The organism is Actinomadura logoneensis (assembly GCF_003428695.1).
In the GTDB taxonomy this organism is placed as follows: domain Bacteria; phylum Actinomycetota; class Actinomycetes; order Streptosporangiales; family Streptosporangiaceae; genus Spirillospora; species Spirillospora logoneensis.
In genome coordinates, this window is record NZ_QURH01000303.1 from 1 (window position 1) to 17747 (window position 17747).

A 17747-nucleotide genomic window follows, 5' to 3' on the forward strand; every position below is an offset into this window, starting at 1 on the left:
CTTGCGCCGGACGGCGCGCTCCGCCCGACGGCGCGCCCGGCATCGCGGCGCACGGCGCGCCCGGCATCGCGGCGGACGGGGCCATGGCGGAGGATGGCGTGGACGTCCCCGCGCCAGAGGAGCTGAACGACCACGATGACGGCAGCCGACGCCTCCCCCTCCTCCCCCGCAGCCGTTCCCGCCCAGGCCGGGGCGGCGGCCGGGGGCTGGCACGCGAGCTGGATGGCCCCGCACATGCTGCTGCGCCGCGAGGACGGCGCGGTGCTGCTGCTCCGCCGCGCCGGCACCGGGTACGCCGACGGATGGCTCGCTCCCCCGGCGGGCCGGATCGAGCCCGGCGAGGACGTGCTCACGGCCGCGATCCGCGAGGCGTTCGAGGAGGTCGGGGTCCGGGTCGAACGGGACGACGCGCGCTTCGTCCACGTCATGCACCGGTACGCCGACAGCATGCCCGGCCCGTGCCACGCGGTGAACGACTACTACTTCGCCAGCACCCGCTGGACGGGCCGTCCGCACGTCGCCGAGCCGGACAAGTGCTCGGAGGTGCTGTGGGCCGACCCCGCGTCGCTGCCGCCGAAGGTGCTGCCGCATGTGGTGGAGGCGCTGGCGGCCGTCCGGCGGGGTGAACCGTTCAGCATCCACAACTGGCCTGATTCGTCCGGAAAGTAGCGGTCTGCCCTATCGGCGCGCATCGGCGCCGCGCGAGCGGTCGACCGGCGATTTATTCGATCATGCCTTTGCGGGACAATGGATGGGTACGTCCGGCACCGGGCGCGCTCGACGGACACCGCCGACGCGACGGCCCCGGACCGGAAGCACCCTCCCCCAAGGAGGTGGCGGGCCGATGGCGCTGGTCGAGGCCGAGTTCGACGAGGGACTGTTCCTCCGCGTCCTGGCGCTCATGCTCAGCGAGGCGCCCCTCCCCGTCCCGACGTTCCCCGGACTCCCCGATGGGCAGCTGCTCACCGGGATCGACTGGAGCGCCGGGATCACCCTGGACGCCACGCCCGACGGGTCCGCGCCGCCCGCCGACACCATGGCCGCCCGCGCCGAGGGCACGGTCCGGCACCTGTCGGTCGCCGAACTCGAAGCCGATCCGCACGCGGCGGAGCACGCGACGCCCGCGGTGTTCTGGCTCCACCTGTGGGTGCTGGGCAGCGGCCTGCTCATCGACCTGCGGAGCGTGGACCTCGCCGGGCAGGGACCGCGGGACGTCGGCCACCGGCTCTGGCGGTTCGGCCTGGACCTGGACGAGGCCCGCATCGTCGACGGCGCGATCCACCACGCGGACGGGTACGTGACGCTGCGGCTCTCCACCACGGGGACGGACGACCTGTCGGCGCCGCCCGTCCACCACCTGGACCAGCCCCCGCACCAGAGCAACGACTTCCTCGTGCGCGTCTCCGGCGAGGTGTTCGCCGACGCCCTGGCCGCCCAGCTGACCCGGCAGCTCGCGCCGCCGCCCCAGGGCACCACGGTCGAGGAGTACCCGCACGCCGCCTGGGGCAACTGGGCGCCCGGGCTCGGCTGGCGGCCCCGGTGGGGGTGGGCGGCCGTGGCGGACTGCGTCCTGAAGAAGCCGGACGCCTGCCCCGCGCTGTTCGGCCCGGTGGACGTGTCGGTGGAGATCACCGCCGCCCTGTCGGTCGAGGTCCGCAAGCCGGACACCGCCCCCGACCCCGACCCCGCGCACCCCGGAGCCCCGCCGCCGGACGTCCCACCGGGCACTCCACCGGGCACTCCACCGGGCGCTCCGCCGAAAGCGGAGCTCGAACAGACCCTGCACCTGTCCGGGGACGCCTCCGACTGGGACGTCTTCCGCTGCTTCCTGGGCACCGGCGGCATCGGCGGGCTGCTCTTCGGCATCGCCACCAACCCGGTCGTCGGCGTCATCATCGGCGCGGTAGGTCTGATCGCGCTCGGGGAGATCGTCCGAGGGCAGGTGAGGCAGCAGGTCCGGGACGTGGACGCGCCGCCGTTCGTCCGCGTCGGCAGCGACGACGGCGGCGTCACCTACCGGCGCCGCACGCCGCTGCCCGACATCCTCCAGAGCCTGGACCGGCTGGAGTGGAACGTGGACCAGGACGGCCTGATGGTGAGCATCACCCGCGTGGTGCTGCCGGGGCGCCACGTCCCCGACTTCCAGCCGCCGCCCGGGCCGCTGACCGGCGCGTGGGGCGGCGGCCGGTACGACTGCGGCACCGGCCGGTGGCATCCGGACGACCGGTACACGCTCGCGCCGGTCGCGATCGCCGACAGGGTGTTCGTGCTCGGCCAGCACCTGCTGGACACCGAGATCGAGGTGTTCTCGGCCGTCGCCCTCCCGGCCGGGGCGTGGACCCTCACCCGGACCACGGCGACCCCGCAGGCCCCGAACCCCCAGGTGATGGTGTCGTCGGCCGGCACTCCGGCGGAGGGCGCGACCGGACGCCTCTACGTGCACACCAACGCCGGGCTCGCGCGGTACGAGCTCGGGCCCGTCCCCGCGCCGCTCCCGCCGACGCCCGAACGGCTCCAGGCGGAGCGGATCGCGTGCGCGAAGCAGACCGTCAGGGCGCTGCGGGCGCAGGGCGAAGCAGGCCGGCCCGCCCTCGCCGCCGCCCTGGTCGCGCTGGACGGACTGCTGGCCCAGGCCGGCCGGATCTCCGAAGCGGTGATGGACATGGAAGAAGCGGTGCGGACCTACCGGGACACGGCGGCGGCGCATCCCGACAACATCGAGTACCTGAGCGGGCTGATCGCCTCGCTGTACCTGCTGACGGCCCGCTACAGCCAGGCCGGGCAGCCGGCCCGCGGCGCCGGACGCGGCGACGAGGCCGTCCGGGCGGCGGAGCGGCTGGAGGCGGCGGGCGCGAACGAGGAGACCCGCAAGAACATCGCCGCCGACCTCGACAACCTCGCGGGCTACCTTCCGCCCGGCGAGGAGGCGATCCGCGTGGCGGAGAAGGCCACGGCCATGTACCGCGCGCTGGTCGGCCCGGACCCCGGATAAGGCCCCCACGACCGACGCCCACCGTCCTGTGCCGTGACCCCGAACAGGACGGGCGTCGCGACGATGCGCGTGGATCGGCGCTGCGCCGACGCGCATGGACGGACGCCGCGACGATCCGCGCGGATCGGCGCCCTGACGATGCGCGCGGACGGGCGCACGCCGGCCGAGGGAAATGTCGGTGCGGCCCGGAAGGATGTTCACCGTGACTGCTGCGCCGATCACCGAGATCTCCGACGAGGCCGCCTACGCCGCGGCCGTTCAGACCGCGCTGGACGCGTCCGCCGCCTACTACGGCGACGGAACCTCCGCCCTGGACGACGACGCCTACGACCGGCTGGTGCGGGGCATCGCCGCCTACGAGGAGGCCCATCCCGAGCTGGTGCGGGCCGACTCCCCCACCGGGAAGGTCGCCGGCGGCGCGGTCGTCGGGGACGTGCCGCACACGGCGCCGATGCTCTCGCTGGACAACGTGTTCGGCCCGGAGGAGCTGGCGGCGTGGGCGGCGGGGCTGGAGCGGCGGCTCGGCCGCCCGGTCGAGCGGTGGAGCGTCGAACCGAAGCTGGACGGGCTGGCGATCTCGGCGCGGTACGTGGCCGGACGGCTCGTCCAGCTGGTGACGCGGGGCGACGGCACGGCCGGGGAGGACGTGTCGCACGGGATCGGCGCCGTCCTCGGGCTGCCGCGCGAGCTGGCGGAGCCGGTCACGGTGGAGGTCCGCGGCGAGATCCTGATGACGGGCGCGCAGTTCGCGGCGGCCACCGAGGCGCGCGTCGCGCACGGCGGCACGCCGTTCGCCAACCCGCGCAGCGCGGCGGCCGGCTCGCTGCGCGCCCAGGACCGCCCCTACGCGGTCGAGATGACGTTCTTCGGTTACGGGGCACTGCCGCTTCCGGCCGGCGACCGGTTCGGCGCGGGGACGGCGGGCGACCTCGCCGAGACGCTCGCGGAGTCCGCGCACAGCGACATCATGGGCCTGGTCGAGGGCTGGGGCGTCCAGACCACGTCCGGGACGCCCGTGGCCGCGAGCACGGCCGACACGGTCGAGGGCGTCCAGCAGCGGGTCGAGCGGATCGCCGCGGCCCGCGCCGACCTGGAGTTCGGCATCGACGGGATCGTCGTCAAGGCCGACCACGCCCGCGACCAGCGGGAAGCCGGGTTCTCCTCGCGGGCGCCGCGCTGGGCCACCGCCTACAAGCTGCCCGCCGCCGAGAAGATCACCAAGCTGGTCGCGGTCGAGTGGAACGTCGGCCGCACCGGCGTCATCGCGCCGCGCGCGGTGCTGGAGCCGGTGGAGGTCGACGGCGTGACCATCACCTACGCGACGCTGCACAACGCCGCCGACATCGCCCGGCGCGGGCTGATGCTCGGCGACAGCGTGACCGTGTACCGGGCCGGGGACGTGATCCCGCGCGTGGAGGCCCCCGTCGTCCAGCTCCGCACCGGCGACGAGACGCCGATCGCGGTCCCGGACGTCTGCCCGCGGTGCGGCGACGCGATCGACGCCTCGCAGGAGCGGTGGCGGTGCGTGCGCGGCCGGGCCTGCCACGCGGTCGCCTCGATCCGGTACGCGGTCGGCCGCGACCAACTCGACATCGAGGGCCTCGGCGAGAAGATCATCGACCAGCTCGTCGCCGCCGGGCACGTCGCCGACTTCGCCGACCTGTTCGCCCTGACCCGCGAGCGGCTGCTCGGGCTGGAGCGGATGGGCGAGACGAGCACGGCCAACCTGCTCGCCGCGATCGAGGCGGCCAAGGCCAAGCCGCTGAACAAGGTGTTCTGCGCGCTCGGCGTGCGCGGCACCGGACGGTCGATGTCCCGGCGCATCGCGCGGCACTTCGGCGCGATGGACGCCATCCGCGCCGCGGACGCCGCCGCCTTCGAGGAGGTCGACGGGATCGGCCCGGAGCGGGCGCGGGTCATCGTCGCCGAACTCACCGAGCTCGCGCCGCTGATCGACAAACTGGTCGCCGCCGGCATGACCATGGCCGAACCGGGCGCCGTCGCCGCCGTCGCCGGGGACGACGCCGAACGGGCCGCGCTACCGCTGGACGGCATGACCGTCGTCGTCACGGGCGCGATGACGGGCGCGCTCGCCGACCTGTCGCGCAACGAGATGAACGAGCTGGTCGAACGCGCCGGGGGCAAGGCGTCCTCGTCGGTGTCGGCGCGCACATCGCTGCTGGTCGCCGGGGAGAAGGCGGGCTCGAAGAAGGCGAAGGCCGAGAGCCTCGGCGTCCCGGTCGCGACCCCGGAGGAGTTCGCCGAGCGCGTCCGCGACCTGCTCTGAGCCACCGCAGGACACAACCGCCACAAGGCCGTCCGGCAATCCGCCCGCCTCCGCGGCGCCGACCGCGCTCGTGAACTGCCCTTCGCGTCCGCACAGGCGAAGACGACGACCTCTTTCCGCGCTTGAACCGCCGACCGGCCGTCCAGGACTCCCGTTCCTGGACGGCCGCAGTCGTGCGTACCGCCGAGCGCCGTTTCGCGTCGGCCGCCACGGGACGCCGCGCCCGCACCTGACGCCGCTTCCATACTTCGCATGTCACCACATACAGCTACATATGAGCATGTAGCCCACACATAGCCGACTACCCCAGTTGTCATACTTGGGGCGATTTGTGTTTTCCTTCTCGGCGGACGTTCCGCTCCCCCCGTCGAAAGGAAGCGCCCGTGACCCGAGCACGAGCCGCCCTCGCCCTGGCCGCCGTCGCCACCGCCGCGGCGGCCTGCACGTCCTCCGCGGGCGCCGCCCCGCCCTCGACGGCCGGCGAGGTCGCCTCGTCCTCGCGGATCGACCAGGTGCCCTGCGCCGAGCACCTCAAGCCCAACGCGACGTACCACGCGAACGGCGCGAGCTACTACACCGACTCCAAGGGCCGCCCCGAGCGCGCCGAGGCGACGAACCTGAAGTCGAGCGTCGCCGACCGGGGCAGCTGCCAGAGCAAGGCCGGGCACATGTCCGGGACGACCGGCTACGACGGCGGCCACCTCATCGCGGCGACCCTGAAGGGCGTGGACGAGCGCTACGACCTCGTCCCGCAGTGGGCCAGCCTGAACCGGGGCCTCTACGAGCGGATGGAGGCCGGGACCAAGAGCTGCCTCACCAAGCCGGGCGGCCGGATCCTGCACTACCGGATCAGGGTCGGCTACGCGAACGCGACCACCCTGGTCCCGAGCCGCTACAACACCGACATCCAGGTCGTCACCAGCGGCCACACCGCGCAGACCATCAAGCTGACGATGCCCAACCGCGCGCTCACCACCTCCGAGAACACCCGGCTGCGAGCCGCCCTGACCAAGGCCCTGACCGCCGCCGGCTGCAAGTAGCCCACTCTCGCACCACGCCGGCCGCCCGGTTCCCTCGGGGCGGCCGGCGTTCGCGTGCCCGGCCCTTCGGACTGAGCGCGCACACCCCAGAGGTCAGATGGGGGTGGTGTCGCCGAGGGTGGTCAGGAGGGTTCTGAGGGTCTCGGTCAGGGCGTTCTGCTGGTCGGCGGACAGGGGGGCCAGCAGGCGGCGTTCGTTGGCGAGGTGGTGTTCGAGGACCTCGTCGACCAGGCGCACGCCCTCGTCCGAGAGGGAGATGAGGACGCGTCGGCGGTGGGTCGGGTCCACGTCGCGTTCGACCAGGCCCTTGGCGACCAGGCGGTCGACCCGGTTGGTCAGCGCGGCGGAGCTGACCATGGCGGCGGCGCTGAGGTCGCCGGCGCAGAGGACGTGCGGGGGGCCGGAGCGCCGCAGCGTGGCCAGCACGTCGAACTCCCACGGTTCGAGGCCGTGGCGGGCGAACTCGTCCTTCAGGGCGCGTTCGAGCAGGCGGGACGCGCGCGACAGCCGTCCGACGACGCCCATCGGGGAGCAGTCCAGGTCGGGACGGGCGCGCTTCCACTGGTCGAGGATCTCGTCGACCGCGTCGCGGGCGGGGGCCGGGACCGGCTCGGACGCGCTGCTGGTGTGGGGCACTGCGGGTTCCTCGGGCTCGGGGCGGGGGTGCGGCCTCCCAATCTAACCGTTCGACATCCAAAGGTTTGACGTCCGCATGCCTTCGGGTCTAAATTTTCGATGTCGAAATTTTTGATGGAGGTTCAATCATGCGTGTTCTGGTGCTCGGCGCGGGCGGGTACGTGGGGTCGGCGCTGACCGAGCGGTTGGCGGCGGCGGGGCACGAGGTCGTGGCGCTGGCGCGGTCAGGCGGCAAGTCCGTCCCCGGGGCCGCCGAGGTGCGCGTCGGCGACCTCGCCGACCCGGCCTCGCTCACCGCCGCCGTCACTCCCGACATCGACGCGGTCGTGCACGCCGCGACCCCGAGCGGCGACGCCGGGGTGGACGCGGCGGCGGTCGAGGCGCTGACCGCTCCGCTGCGCGGCAGCGGCCGGGCGTTCGTGTACACCAGCGGCGTCTGGGTGCTCGGCGCCACCGGTGACGCGGCGGCGGACGAGGACGCGGCGACCCGTCCGATCCCGATCGTGGGCTACCGGCCGGAGATCGAGCGGCGGGTGCTGGACACGGCCGCGGACGGTGTGCGCGCGGCCGTGGTGCGGCCGGGCATCGTGCACGGGCGCGGCTCCGGCATCCCGGCGATGCTGGTCCGCTGGGCCGCCGAGGACGGCGCGCCCCGGCTGGTCGGCGACCCGGCGGTGCGCTGGCCGATGGTGCACGTGGACGACCTGGCCGACCTGTTCCTCGCGGTGCTCACCGACGCCCCCGCCGGGACGGTCTGGCACGGCGTGTCCGAGACCGCCGTCCCCGTCCGGGACCTCGCCGTCGCCGCCGGGCGGGCGGCGGGCGTCAAGGGCGAGCCGCGCGTCTGGACGGTCGAGCAGGCGGCCGGGGAACTGGGCGGGCCGTTCGCCGAGGCGCTCGCGCTCGACCAGTCCGTCAGCTCACGCCTCACCCGCGACCGGCTGGGCTGGAACCCGTCCCGACCCGGCTCCGTGGCCGACCTGGGCGAAGGTTCCTACGCCTGACCGGCCATGCGCCTGACCGGCCATGCGCCTGACCCGCCATGCGCGGGTGAGCCTTCGGGCCCGGCTCGGAGGCTCACCCGCGGGCCGCTCAGCGCAGGTAGTGCCGGCTCCGGTCGAGCAGGCCCCGCTCCTTCAGTTCGGCGCGCAGCGGGATGTTGTCGTCCCACACCCCCGACTCCAGGGTGAAGCCGAAGTGGCTGGCGGCCTCGTCGCCGTCCCCGAGCAGCTGCCGCCGCAGCGGGCTCAGCGAACGCCACCACGGGCTGTGCCGGTCCACCGCCACGTCGTCCCGCCAGCGGATCCAGCGGTAGGTGTAGCAGAGGAAGACCATCTTGCGCGTGATGGTCGACTGGTTCAGCGACCGCGAGTGCCACAGCCGCCGGTCGAACAGGAACGCGTCGCCCGGGTTCGCCGTGATCTCGACGGTCCCGGGCGGACGCCGGTACTCGCCGTCCGGTCCGCGCTCCGTCCGCTCCAGGGTGTTGCTGTACTGGCTCCCCGGCAGGACGAGGGTGCCCCCGCGGCCCTCCTCCGACAGGTCGCTCAGCACGTACGCCACCTTGATCGAGAACATCGGGCGCGGCTCCATCTCCAGGTCGGCGTTCTGCCGGTAGCCGTCCTGGTGCCAGCTCCACGCGGGGGCCGGCGGTTCGAGCGCGGGCGGGTTCACGTCGATGTGGCTGTGGTGGACGTAGATGTTCCAGCCGAGGTGCCCCCACAGGTGCGGGAACGTCGTCGGCAGGTCCAGCAGCTCGGTGAACGCCTCGTCGCGGAACACCGCGCCGAGCACGTGCATCGCGCCGTTGTCCCGGAGCCGTCCGGCCCGGCCCTCCGACTCGTAGACGCGGTCCACGGCCGCCTCGATCCGCGCCCGCCGCTCCTCGTCCAGCGCGTTGCGGACCAGCAGGTACCCCTGCTCGGTGAAGGTGCGGCGGCTCTCGGCGTCGATCGGCGCGAACCGGTCGGCCGCCACCTGGTTCAGCGTGTCGGGCATAAGCGTCTCCGCGGACGGATCGGTGGCGGCGTCCCCGTGACGCCGCCGGACGAGGCGCCACTCAAACCGAGCGCCATGAAGAACCCGTGAAGAACCCGTGCGGAAACGATCTTTCTCCGCGGAGCCCGGATGCCCGCCCTGTCCGCTCGGTATCGTCACGATCATGTGGACGGCCGCCCGGATCCTGCTCGCCGAAGACGATCCCAAACAGGCCCGCCTCATCCGGGTCTACCTGGAGCGGGAGGGGCACCGCGTCACCGCGGTCGGGGACGGCCGCCAGGCGCTGGAGCAGGCCCGCGCGCTCCGCCCCGACCTGCTCGTCCTGGACGTGATGATGCCGGGGGTGGACGGCCTGGACGTCTGCCGCGTCCTGCGGGCCGAGTCGTCGGTCCCGATCCTGCTGCTGACGGCCCGCTCGACCGAGGACGACCAGCTCCTCGGCCTGGACCTCGGCGCCGACGACTACCTCACCAAGCCGTTCAGCCCGCGGGTGCTGACCGCCCGCGTCCGCGCGCTGCTCCGCCGCGCCGGGGTCGGCAGGAGCGCGGAGGCGGCGGGCGAGAGCCTGCGCGTCGGGGACCTGGAGATCGACCCGGACCGCTTCGAGGTGCGGATCGCCGGCCGGAAGGTCGAGCTGACCGCCAAGGAGTTCGGCATCCTGCAGACCCTCGCCGCCGAGCCGCAGCGGGTGTTCACCCGCGCGCACATCCTGGAGCGGGCGTTCGGGTTCGACCACCACGTCCTGGAGCGGACGGTGGACGCGCACGTGATGAACCTGCGGCGCAAGATCGAGAAGGACCCGGCCGACCCGGTCCTCGTCCAGACGGTCTACGGCCGCGGCTACCGCCTCGGCCCCCTCGCCGACCGTCCGGCCGGAGCGGAACGCTGACCGTGCCGTGGCGGTTCCGGACCCGCGTCTTCGTCGTCGTCGCGCTGGTCGCCGCTGCGGCGGTGGGCGCGACGACCTGGCTGACGGTCCGCGCCACCCGCGCCGAGTACGCCGAGTCGGCGGCGGTCGAGCAGCGGGTCGTGGACGACATCTACGAGACGCTCAGCGGCTACGGCCTCAAGCACGGCACGTGGGAGGGCGTGGTGCGGCCCGTCGTGCGGCTCGGCCGCTCCACCGGCCAGCGGATCCGGCTCACCACCCTCACCGGCGAGGTGGTCGTCGACACCGACACCGAGCAGGCCCGGACCGCGCGTCCCGCCACCCGCCGGCCGACGGACGTGCTGGACCCCCGCCAGAACATCGTGCGCGAGGAGGGCGACCCCGGCTCCGAGCCGCCGCTGGGGGACCCGTCGGTGACCCCGACGGGGGCGATCGCCGAGCGGATCACGTTCTACCGCCGGGCGATGCGGCTGCGCGCCTGCCTCACCCGCCGGGGCGTCGACCTGGACCCGGTGGCCGCCGCCCGCTGGCCGACGGATCCGCTGCTGACGGGGAACCCCGACACCCTCGTGCCCAAGAGCATCGTGAACGTGAGGGAGGCGCTGCGCATCTGCGTGCCGCCGGCCATGGCCGACAAGTCCGTGGTCAAGGCCGACCTGCGCGCGGCCGCCGACTGCCTCCTCCCGCTCCAGGACGGCGCGCCCGAGGCGTCCGCCCGCCCTCCGGAACGCGCGGCGCTGACCGTCCGCACCTGTACCGAGCAACTGCTGCAGCAGCGGCTGGACGGCATCACCCCGCAGCCCCTGCTGCTGTGGCTCGGGTACGGGCAGGGGGTGACCGGGCCGCCGCGGGTCCAGCCCCTCCGCGCGATCATCGCCGCGGTGGTGGTCGCGGTGCCCGTGATCGCCTGCACCCTGCTGCTGAGCCGCCGGGTGCTCGCGCCCATCGGCGCGCTCGCCATGGCCGCCCGCCGCCTCGGCGCCGGCGACCTGTCCGAACGGGTCGCGGTGCGCGGCCGGGACGAGATCGCCGAACTGGCCCGCAGCTTCAACCGGATGGCCGACTCGCTCCAGCGCAGCGAGGAGGCGCAGCACCGGATGGTCAGCGACATCGCGCACGAACTGCGCACTCCGCTGGCCAACATCCGCGGCTACCTGGAGGCCCTCCACGACGGGGTGCTCGCCCCCGACCCGGACCTGATCTCGTCGCTGCTGGAGGAGGCCGTCCTGCAGCAGCGGCTCATCGACGACCTCCAGGACCTGGCGCTGGCGGAGTCCGGCGCGCTGCGGATGGTCCGCACCCCTCTTGACGTCCGGGAGCTGCTGGAGACCTGCCGGGTGGCGCACCGGGCGGTCGCCGAGTCGCACCGCGTGGAGCTCGCCGTCGAGGCGGACGCCGTGCCGCTGGTCGAGGCCGACCCCGACCGGCTCCGCCAGGTGATCGGCAACCTGGTGACCAACGCGCTGGCCGCGACCCCGCCCGGCGGGACGATCACCCTGCGCGCCGCGTCCCGGGACGACACGGTGCGGATCCAGGTCGCCGACACCGGGCGCGGCCTGGCGCCCGGGGAGCTGCTGCACGTCTTCGACCGCTTCTGGCGGGCCGACTCCGCCCGGGGCCGCGCCACCGGCGGGCGCGGACTCGGCCTGTCGATCGCCCAGGGCATCGTCCAGGCCCACGGCGGCACCCTGGACGCCGAGAGCGACCCGGGCCGCGGCTCGACGTTCACCATCACCCTGCCTCGCGCGGACCGTCCCGCCCAGGCCTGACCCGCGTCCACGCCGAGACACGCAACCGGGAGGCGGCGTGTCGCACGCGCGGCCGAGGCCCTTCGCGGCGTGTCGCGCGCGCGGCCCCCGTCTTCGTCTCTTTCCAGGTCAGCGGCCGAATCGGCATGTCCGCGTATCGGAGATTCAAGGAACGGTCGGATGGGCCGTCCCGCCCTCCGAGCCGAGCCACAATCGAGTCGCCGTGCGGCACGTCCGAGGGGAGGGAGGCGACTCATGCGGCAGCTCCTGCAGTGGGCGGAACAGACGCGGGCGATGTCCACGATCGGCTTCGTCCTGCTGACGCTGGGATACGGGTGGGCGTTGTGGCGGGTGCCCGACCTGATGCACCTGGCCGATCCCAAGGACCGGCACAACGCCCGGATGCTGGTGGTCTCGATCGGTAGCGGGTTGTTCGTCGCGCTCACCCTGCTGTACACCGCCCGCAGCTACCAGCTCGCCCACCGGGGCCAGGTCACCGACCGGTTCGCCAAGGCATTGGAGGCCCTGGCCACCGACCACAGCGACCAGCGCCTGGGGGCGGTGTACGCGCTGCAGCACGTGGCGCGCGACTCCCGCCCGCACCGCGCCGAGGTCTTCGACGTCCTGGAGGCGTTCCTCCGCCGCAACACCTTCGGCGGCGCCTCCCCCGACGTCCAGGCCGCGCTCAAGGCGATTTTGCGACCCCCCACCTGGACGCGCCCGGTCAACCTGCCCGGCGCCGACCTGCACGGCGCGAACCTGCACCGCGCCAACCTCACCGACGCGAGCCTGCCCTGCGCCGACCTCGCCAAGGTGAGTCTGACGTGGGCGAACCTGACCCGCGTGGGGCTCGCCGGCGCCAACCTGCCGGGCGCGGACCTGACCGGCGCGAACCTGCACCGCGCGAACCTGACGGGCGCGAACCTCACCGGCGCGAACCTGATCCGCGCCGACCTCACCTGGGCGGACCTCACCGACGCCGACCTGACCTGGACGGACCTCATCGGGGCGTCGCTACGCCGGGCCACCCTGACGCGTGTCGTCCTGGCGCAGGCGGACCTGAACCGCGCGGAACTCCCGGGCGCGTCCCTGGCCGAGGCGACCCTGACCGAGGCCACGCTGATCCGGACGGACCTCACCTGGGCGGACCTGACCGACGCCGACCTCACCGACGCCGACCTGACCCGGGCCGACCTCACCGACGCCGACCTGACCGGCGCGAACCTCACCCGCGCGGACCTCACCGACGCCGACCTCACCGGAGCGAACCTCACCCGGGCCAACCTCACCGACGCCGACCTGACCCGAGCGGACCTCACCGACGCCGACCTCACCGGAGCCCGCGGCGTGACCTCCGAACAACTCCGCGAGGCCGCCAAAACCGCCGGCCTCACCGGCTTCACCGTCTGAAACGAGACCGGTCAGCGCGGCGTCGGAGCCTTCGTCGGAGCGGCGAGGGCTGTTTGGAGGGTTTTGTGGATGTGGGTGTAGAGGAGGTCCAGGTCGGTGCAGTAGACCGAGCGGTGGTCGAAGCCCGAGGGGTGGCGGTAGCGGTGGGTGGGGTGGCCGCCGCCGCAGGTGGTCGCCCAGCGGCAGGGGCGGCACGGGGTCGGGACGCCGGCCTCGCCGCGGCGGCGGGCGACGACGGCGGGGTGGCGCAGGACGGTGTCGAAGTCGTGGTGGACGACGTCCAGGCCCAGGTCGGCGGCGCCCTCGTAGGCGGTCGCGAGGCTGCCGCACTGCTCGATCGCGCCGTCGGTCTCGATCACGACCATGCCGGGCGGGGTGGTGCCGACGCTGCCGAGGGCGGACGAGCCGCCGAGCAGCACGTTGACGATCTCCTCGAAGAGGCGGACGCGGACCGCCGGCGGTTCGGCGAACCAGCGGTCGAAGACGGCGGTCAGCCAGGCCGCGTGGGCGCCGGGCGGGGCGGCGGGCGGGGTCGTCCAGGTGGCGTGCGGCAGCAGGAGGTCGACGGCCGGGGGGTCGAACGCGCGGAGGGCGTCCCAGACGGTGAGGGGGTCGCGGGTCACGTCGACGACGCAGAGCAGGCCGCCGAACAGGTGGCGGTGGCGGGGCGCGGTGAGGGCGGCCAGGCCCCGCAGCACGCGGTCGTGGCTGCCGCCGTGCGGGGTGCGGCGGTGCAGGTCGTGGGTGGCCTGGTCGCCGTCGAGGCTGACGCCGACCAGGACGTCCAACTCGTCGAAGAGGCGCAGGAAGCGGTCGTTCAGCAGGGTGCCGTTGGTCTGGACGGAGAAGTCGACGCGCGCGCCGACGGTGTCGCGGACGGTGCGGACGGCCTGCTCGACGCGGCGCGGGCCGGCGAGGAGGGGTTCGCCGCCGTGCAGGACGACCGAGACGTCCGGGAGGCGGTGGGCGCGGACGTGTTCGGCGATCCGGTCCGCCGCGGCCCGGACGGTGGCGGGGGCCATGAGCGGCGGGCGGTGCCTCCAGCGCTGGTCGCTTTTGGCGTAGACGTAGCAGTAGTCGCACGCCAGGTTGCAGCGCCCGTGGAGTTTGAGGATGAACTGTCGCAAAGGCGGGGGCGGCGGGAGCTCACCGGTGACGGTGATCATGCATTGAGCCTACTTCGGCCATTTTCGTCTTTCCGTGTCGCTCGGCACTTTTCCTCCGGGCATCCTGTGGGAAGCTGCTCCTGGTGAGGCATGACGCTGGCCGCTGCACCCGGACGGTGAGGATGACCGAGACCGCGCGCCCGGACCCGCAGGTCACCCCGCCCGGGGAAGCGCCGGACGGGCCGCCCAGGACGGTGCTGGACGCGGCCGTGCGGAGGGTCCTCAGGGAGCGCGAGCAGGGCGGTCCGGAATACGCGGCGTTCGACAACGAGCCGGGGGTCTTCCTCCGGATGCTGCGCCGGACGGCGGGTGAGGAGACCGTGTGAGTGATCCGGTGCGCACGCGGGCGGTGGTCTTCACCGCGGCGGTGAGCGGGCTCGGCAGAAGCGCGGCGGCGGCCAATACCGCGATCATTCTCGCGGGTTCGGGAAAAAGGGTTCTGGTCATCGACTGGAGCCGCGAGAGCCCCGGGGTGGCGCATTACCTGGAGCGGTTCGACTGCGGCGTGCCGCCGACCGCGCCCGAGCTCGGCCGCCTGCTGGACCAGCTGACGGCGGCACGCCGGGGACGCTGGGCGATCCGGCGGTTCCGGCCGCCGGGGAGCACCGCGCCGGTGGACGTGGCGACGGCCGAGCACGGCAGCGCCGAGCAGGCCGACCTGAACTGGAGCGTCTCCGCGCCGGAGCTGGCCCTCGGGGTGCGGACGGCGGTCGAGGGGTCGGCCTACGACCTGGTGCTGATCGACACGCCGAGCGACCCGTCCGAGAAGCTGCGCCAGGTCATCGCGTTGTCCGCCGACCATGTCCTGGTCATGTCCAGCGGGACGGTCCGGCGGGCCGCCGCGGAGCGGACGCTGTACGAGGACGTCCACGACGCGGCGACCGGCGACCTGCGGCTGATGACCGTGGTGTCGGACGCAAGCGTCCACCGGCCGCCGGGCGACGGGCCCTCCCCGCTCGGCCGCGCCGGCGATCCCGCCGAGCGGGTGCCGGGGACGGACGAGACGCCGCCGATCCGCATCCCCCACGACCGCGAGCGGGCCGAGCAGCGGATCCTCGCGCTGCTCGCCGACCCGCCGGGCACCGAGGCCGTCCGCGCCTACCTCCGGCTGGTCGAGCGGATCACGGGTGAGCCGACCGCCGTCCCGGAGCTGAGCGACGCGGCGCGCACCGAGTACCGCAGGGCGTTCGGCCTGGAGGAGCTCGGCGAGCCCAGGCCGGTGACCGTCGTGCACGCCTGGTCGGACCGGCGGTGGGCCGACTGGGTGTGCGACCGGCTCACCGAGACCAACGCCGACCCGCGCCGCGCGGGGGTGGAGGCGCTCGCGCCGCCCGCCGGGACGGACCCCGACGCGGAGCCGCCCGTGCTGGTCGTCCTGGTGTCGCGCGACCTGCTGGCCGAGCTGCCGCGCCGGGGGCTGGGCATCGACCCGGACCTGGCCGTGCTGCTGGACGTGGACGCGCGCCAGGTGCCGGAGGCGTCGCGGACGCTGGAGGTGGGCGGCCGGTCGGCGGCGGCGGTCGCCGGCAGCCTGAAGCTGTCGCTCGGCCTGGTGGACCTGCCGCCGGGCGACCGGCGCCGGGTGCCGGTGTTCCCCGTCCGCTGCCCGGGCGAGCCCGCCGACGTGGTCGACAACGTGGCGCTCCCGGTCCACCGCCCGTTCGTGGGCCGCCGCGACCGGCTCACCGACATCCGCGACCGGCTGCTCGAACGGTCCCGCGCGGACGAGCCCTACCTGGTCACCGGGCCGCCCGGCAGCGGGAAGACGACGCTCGCGCAGGAGTACGTCCGGTGGTTCGGGGACGACTACGACATCGTCTGGTGGATCTCGGCGGAGAGCCGTGACCTGGCCGAGCTCGGCCTGATCGAGCTTGCCGACCAGCTGCGCGTCGCGCCGGCGGGCGACCCGCTCGCCGGGGTGCGGTCGGAGCTGGCGGTCCGGACCCGCTGGCTGCTGGTCGCCGACGACGCCGACGGGCCGCGCGCGGTCGCGGACCTGCTGCCCGAGGACGGCGGCGGCCACGTCATCATCACCAGCCGCAGCGAGCCGGAGAAGGCCGACGCGGCGGACGGAGCGGACGCGGCCGACACGGCGGGCGCGCCCGAGCCGCTGGGGCCGATCTCCACCGACGACGGGGTCGCGCTGCTGCTCGGCGAGGTCCGGCTGATCGACCCGGACGCGGCGGCGGGCCTCGCCGAGCTGCTGCGCGGCGAACCGGCCGCGCTGCGGCTGGCGGCGGCGTGGCTGCGCGAGACCGTCGCCCGCGACCGGGGCCGCGAGCTGGGCACGCTGGAGCTCACCGAGGCGGCGGTCGCCGCGTACCGGACGGCGGTGGAGCGGCGGATCGGCGCGGACGGCCCGGTCCTGACCGCGTGCCTGGCGGTCACGATGGACGCGCTGCGCCGTCCGCCGGAACTCGCCCTGCCGAGGGAGTCCGAGCCGCCGGAGCGGGGCGCGGACGCGCTCGGGAAGCTGGCCGCCGGCCTGCTGGAGCTGTGCGCGTTCCTGTCGCCGGACGGCATCGGGCACGACCTGCTCGCGTCCAAGCCGTTCCTGGACGCGCTCGCCGCGACGGTCGAACCGGCCGACGCGGCGGTGCTCGCCGACGACGACACCGTGCTCGACCAGGTGCTGTGGCTGTGCGTCCGGGCGGGGATGGCCGAGATCGTGTGGAGCCGGGGGCTGGTCCGGATCCACCGGACCGTCCAGGAGGGGCTGCGCGAGCTGATGGGCGAGCGCCGCGAGCACCGCCGGACGGCGGTGCTGCACGCGCTGGCCGCGGTCGTCCCGCCGCAGGTCGCGGGGCCGGTCGCGCAGCACGCCGCGATGTTCGGCGAGCTGCGCCGGCACCTGCCGCTGTCGGCGGCGCGGGACCTGCCCGTCGCGGACCGCGCGCTGCGCGAGCTGATCGTCTCCAAGGTGCTGTTCGAGGCGACGTCCGGCGACCCCGGACGGCAGCGGCGCGTCGCCGAGACCGTGCGGCTGGTCGCCGACGCGTGGCCGCCGGACCTGCTCACCGGGCGGCTGCTCAGCGCGCTCGCGAACCTGTACCGGGGCGTCGGGATGCTCCGCGAGGCGGCGGCGGCGTCCGAGCGGGCGGTGCCGCTGCTGCGGGCGGCGGGCGCGGCGGGACGCAACGCGCTGCTCACCACCGACCGCGGCATGGCCTACGACCTGCACACCCTCGGCCAGTACACGCAGGCGCTGGGGAGGATGCAGGAACTGCACCGCCGGTCGGTGGAGCTGTTCGGCGACAGCCACCGGCAGACGCTGTTCACCGCGCTGAACCGGTCGGTGATCGAGCATCTCGCCGGCCGCCACGACGCCGCGCTGGAGGTCGCGCGGGAGGCGCTGGACGTCCAGGTCGCCCGCGCGCGGCCGGGCGACCTGCTCACCACCCGGCTGACGCACCGGGTCGGCGAACTGCTCACCGTCACCGGCCGCGCCCGGGAGGCCGCGCTGCTGCTCGGCCGCCGGCTGCGCGCCATGGAGGAGCGGCGGGACGGCGACACCTCCGGCGGGCTGCTGCTGCGCCACCAGCTCGCGATCGCCCGGCGCGCGTCCGGCGCCGCGGGCGACG

Annotated in this window: 13 protein-coding genes; 10 read left to right on the top strand and 3 right to left on the bottom strand. The window is 74.5% G+C overall.

The window, feature by feature from the left end; translation table 11 throughout:
• Positions 1–135 precede the first annotated feature (135 nt).
• The 4 genes from DZF91_RS18545 to DZF91_RS18560 all read left to right on the top strand — a co-directional run bounded on the left by DZF91_RS18545 (position 136) and on the right by DZF91_RS18560 (position 6319).
• Positions 136–669 carry an NUDIX hydrolase gene (locus DZF91_RS18545; RefSeq protein ID WP_235834391.1) on the top strand — a complete coding sequence of 178 codons (534 nt, stop codon included), beginning with the start codon at positions 136–138 and terminating at the stop codon, positions 667–669.
• A 175-nt stretch (positions 670–844) separates the two neighbouring features.
• A complete protein-coding gene (locus DZF91_RS18550; RefSeq protein ID WP_117358716.1) occupies positions 845–2992 on the top strand; it encodes a hypothetical protein in 2148 nt (715 codons plus the stop codon).
• A 193-nt stretch (positions 2993–3185) separates the two neighbouring features.
• On the top strand, positions 3186–5279 hold the full coding sequence (gene ligA / locus DZF91_RS18555) for an NAD-dependent DNA ligase LigA (RefSeq protein WP_199486725.1): 2094 nt from the start codon (positions 3186–3188) through the stop codon (positions 5277–5279).
• A gap of 383 nt (positions 5280–5662) precedes the next feature.
• Positions 5663–6319, top strand: a complete 657-nt coding sequence (locus DZF91_RS18560) for a DNA/RNA non-specific endonuclease (protein ID WP_117358718.1) — start codon at positions 5663–5665, stop codon at positions 6317–6319.
• Between the two features lie 93 nt (positions 6320–6412).
• On the opposite strand, the gene DZF91_RS18565 is transcribed toward DZF91_RS18560, so the two are convergent.
• On the bottom strand, positions 6413–6955 hold the full coding sequence (locus DZF91_RS18565) for a MarR family winged helix-turn-helix transcriptional regulator (RefSeq protein WP_235834393.1): 543 nt from the start codon (positions 6953–6955) through the stop codon (positions 6413–6415).
• 128 nt (positions 6956–7083) lie between these two features.
• Between DZF91_RS18565 and DZF91_RS18570 the strand changes: the two genes are divergently transcribed.
• On the top strand, positions 7084–7959 hold the full coding sequence (locus DZF91_RS18570) for an NAD-dependent epimerase/dehydratase family protein (protein WP_117358719.1): 876 nt from the start codon (positions 7084–7086) through the stop codon (positions 7957–7959).
• 88 nt (positions 7960–8047) lie between these two features.
• Here DZF91_RS18570 and DZF91_RS18575 read toward each other — a convergent pair whose 3' ends face one another.
• The gene (locus tag DZF91_RS18575; protein ID WP_117358720.1) at positions 8048–8953 is read right to left on the bottom strand and encodes a phytanoyl-CoA dioxygenase family protein; all 906 of its coding nucleotides are present in this window, start codon (positions 8951–8953) and stop codon (positions 8048–8050) included.
• A gap of 163 nt (positions 8954–9116) precedes the next feature.
• On the opposite strand from DZF91_RS18575, the gene DZF91_RS18580 reads away from it, so the two are divergent.
• From DZF91_RS18580 to DZF91_RS18590, 3 genes are all read left to right on the top strand, one after another.
• Positions 9117–9842, top strand: a complete 726-nt coding sequence (locus tag DZF91_RS18580; protein ID WP_117358721.1) for a response regulator transcription factor — start codon at positions 9117–9119, stop codon at positions 9840–9842.
• Between the two features lie 2 nt (positions 9843–9844).
• Entirely contained in the window at positions 9845–11611 is a 1767-nt protein-coding gene (locus DZF91_RS18585) for a sensor histidine kinase (RefSeq protein ID WP_117358722.1), read from the top strand.
• Positions 11612–11845: 234 nt separating this feature from the next.
• A complete protein-coding gene (locus DZF91_RS18590; protein ID WP_199486724.1) occupies positions 11846–13000 on the top strand; it encodes a pentapeptide repeat-containing protein in 1155 nt (384 codons plus the stop codon).
• Between the two features lie 11 nt (positions 13001–13011).
• Here DZF91_RS18590 and DZF91_RS18595 read toward each other — a convergent pair whose 3' ends face one another.
• Positions 13012–14166: an FxsB family cyclophane-forming radical SAM/SPASM peptide maturase gene (locus DZF91_RS18595; RefSeq protein WP_117358723.1), complete on the bottom strand. Its 1155-nt coding sequence runs from the start codon at positions 14164–14166 to the stop codon at positions 13012–13014.
• Positions 14167–14288: 122 nt separating this feature from the next.
• Between DZF91_RS18595 and DZF91_RS18600 the strand changes: the two genes are divergently transcribed.
• Both DZF91_RS18600 and fxsT read left to right on the top strand, forming a co-directional pair.
• The gene (locus tag DZF91_RS18600) at positions 14289–14492 is read left to right on the top strand and encodes a hypothetical protein (protein ID WP_117358724.1); all 204 of its coding nucleotides are present in this window, start codon (positions 14289–14291) and stop codon (positions 14490–14492) included.
• Positions 14489–17747: FxSxx-COOH system tetratricopeptide repeat protein (gene fxsT / locus DZF91_RS18605; RefSeq protein ID WP_147341209.1), on the top strand; the 3259-nt coding region annotated here is incomplete at its 3' end. The genes DZF91_RS18600 and fxsT, both read left to right, overlap by 4 nt.

What these genes read in the sequence shown, in the direction of transcription:
- DZF91_RS18545 (WP_235834391.1), top strand. Translation starts at nt 136, where the DNA reads ATGACGGCAGCCGACGCCTCCCCCTCCTCCCCCGCAGCCGTTCCCGCC.
- DZF91_RS18550 (WP_117358716.1), top strand. Translation starts at nt 845, where the DNA reads ATGGCGCTGGTCGAGGCCGAGTTCGACGAGGGACTGTTCCTCCGCGTC.
- ligA (WP_199486725.1), top strand. Translation starts at nt 3,186, where the DNA reads ATGTTCACCGTGACTGCTGCGCCGATCACCGAGATCTCCGACGAGGCC.
- DZF91_RS18570 (WP_117358719.1), top strand. Translation starts at nt 7,084, where the DNA reads ATGCGTGTTCTGGTGCTCGGCGCGGGCGGGTACGTGGGGTCGGCGCTG.
- DZF91_RS18575 (WP_117358720.1), bottom strand. Translation starts at nt 8,953, where the DNA reads ATGCCCGACACGCTGAACCAGGTGGCGGCCGACCGGTTCGCGCCGATC.
- DZF91_RS18580 (WP_117358721.1), top strand. Translation starts at nt 9,117, where the DNA reads ATGTGGACGGCCGCCCGGATCCTGCTCGCCGAAGACGATCCCAAACAG.
- DZF91_RS18590 (WP_199486724.1), top strand. Translation starts at nt 11,846, where the DNA reads ATGCGGCAGCTCCTGCAGTGGGCGGAACAGACGCGGGCGATGTCCACG.
- DZF91_RS18595 (WP_117358723.1), bottom strand. Translation starts at nt 14,166, where the DNA reads ATGATCACCGTCACCGGTGAGCTCCCGCCGCCCCCGCCTTTGCGACAG.
- DZF91_RS18600 (WP_117358724.1), top strand. Translation starts at nt 14,289, where the DNA reads ATGACCGAGACCGCGCGCCCGGACCCGCAGGTCACCCCGCCCGGGGAA.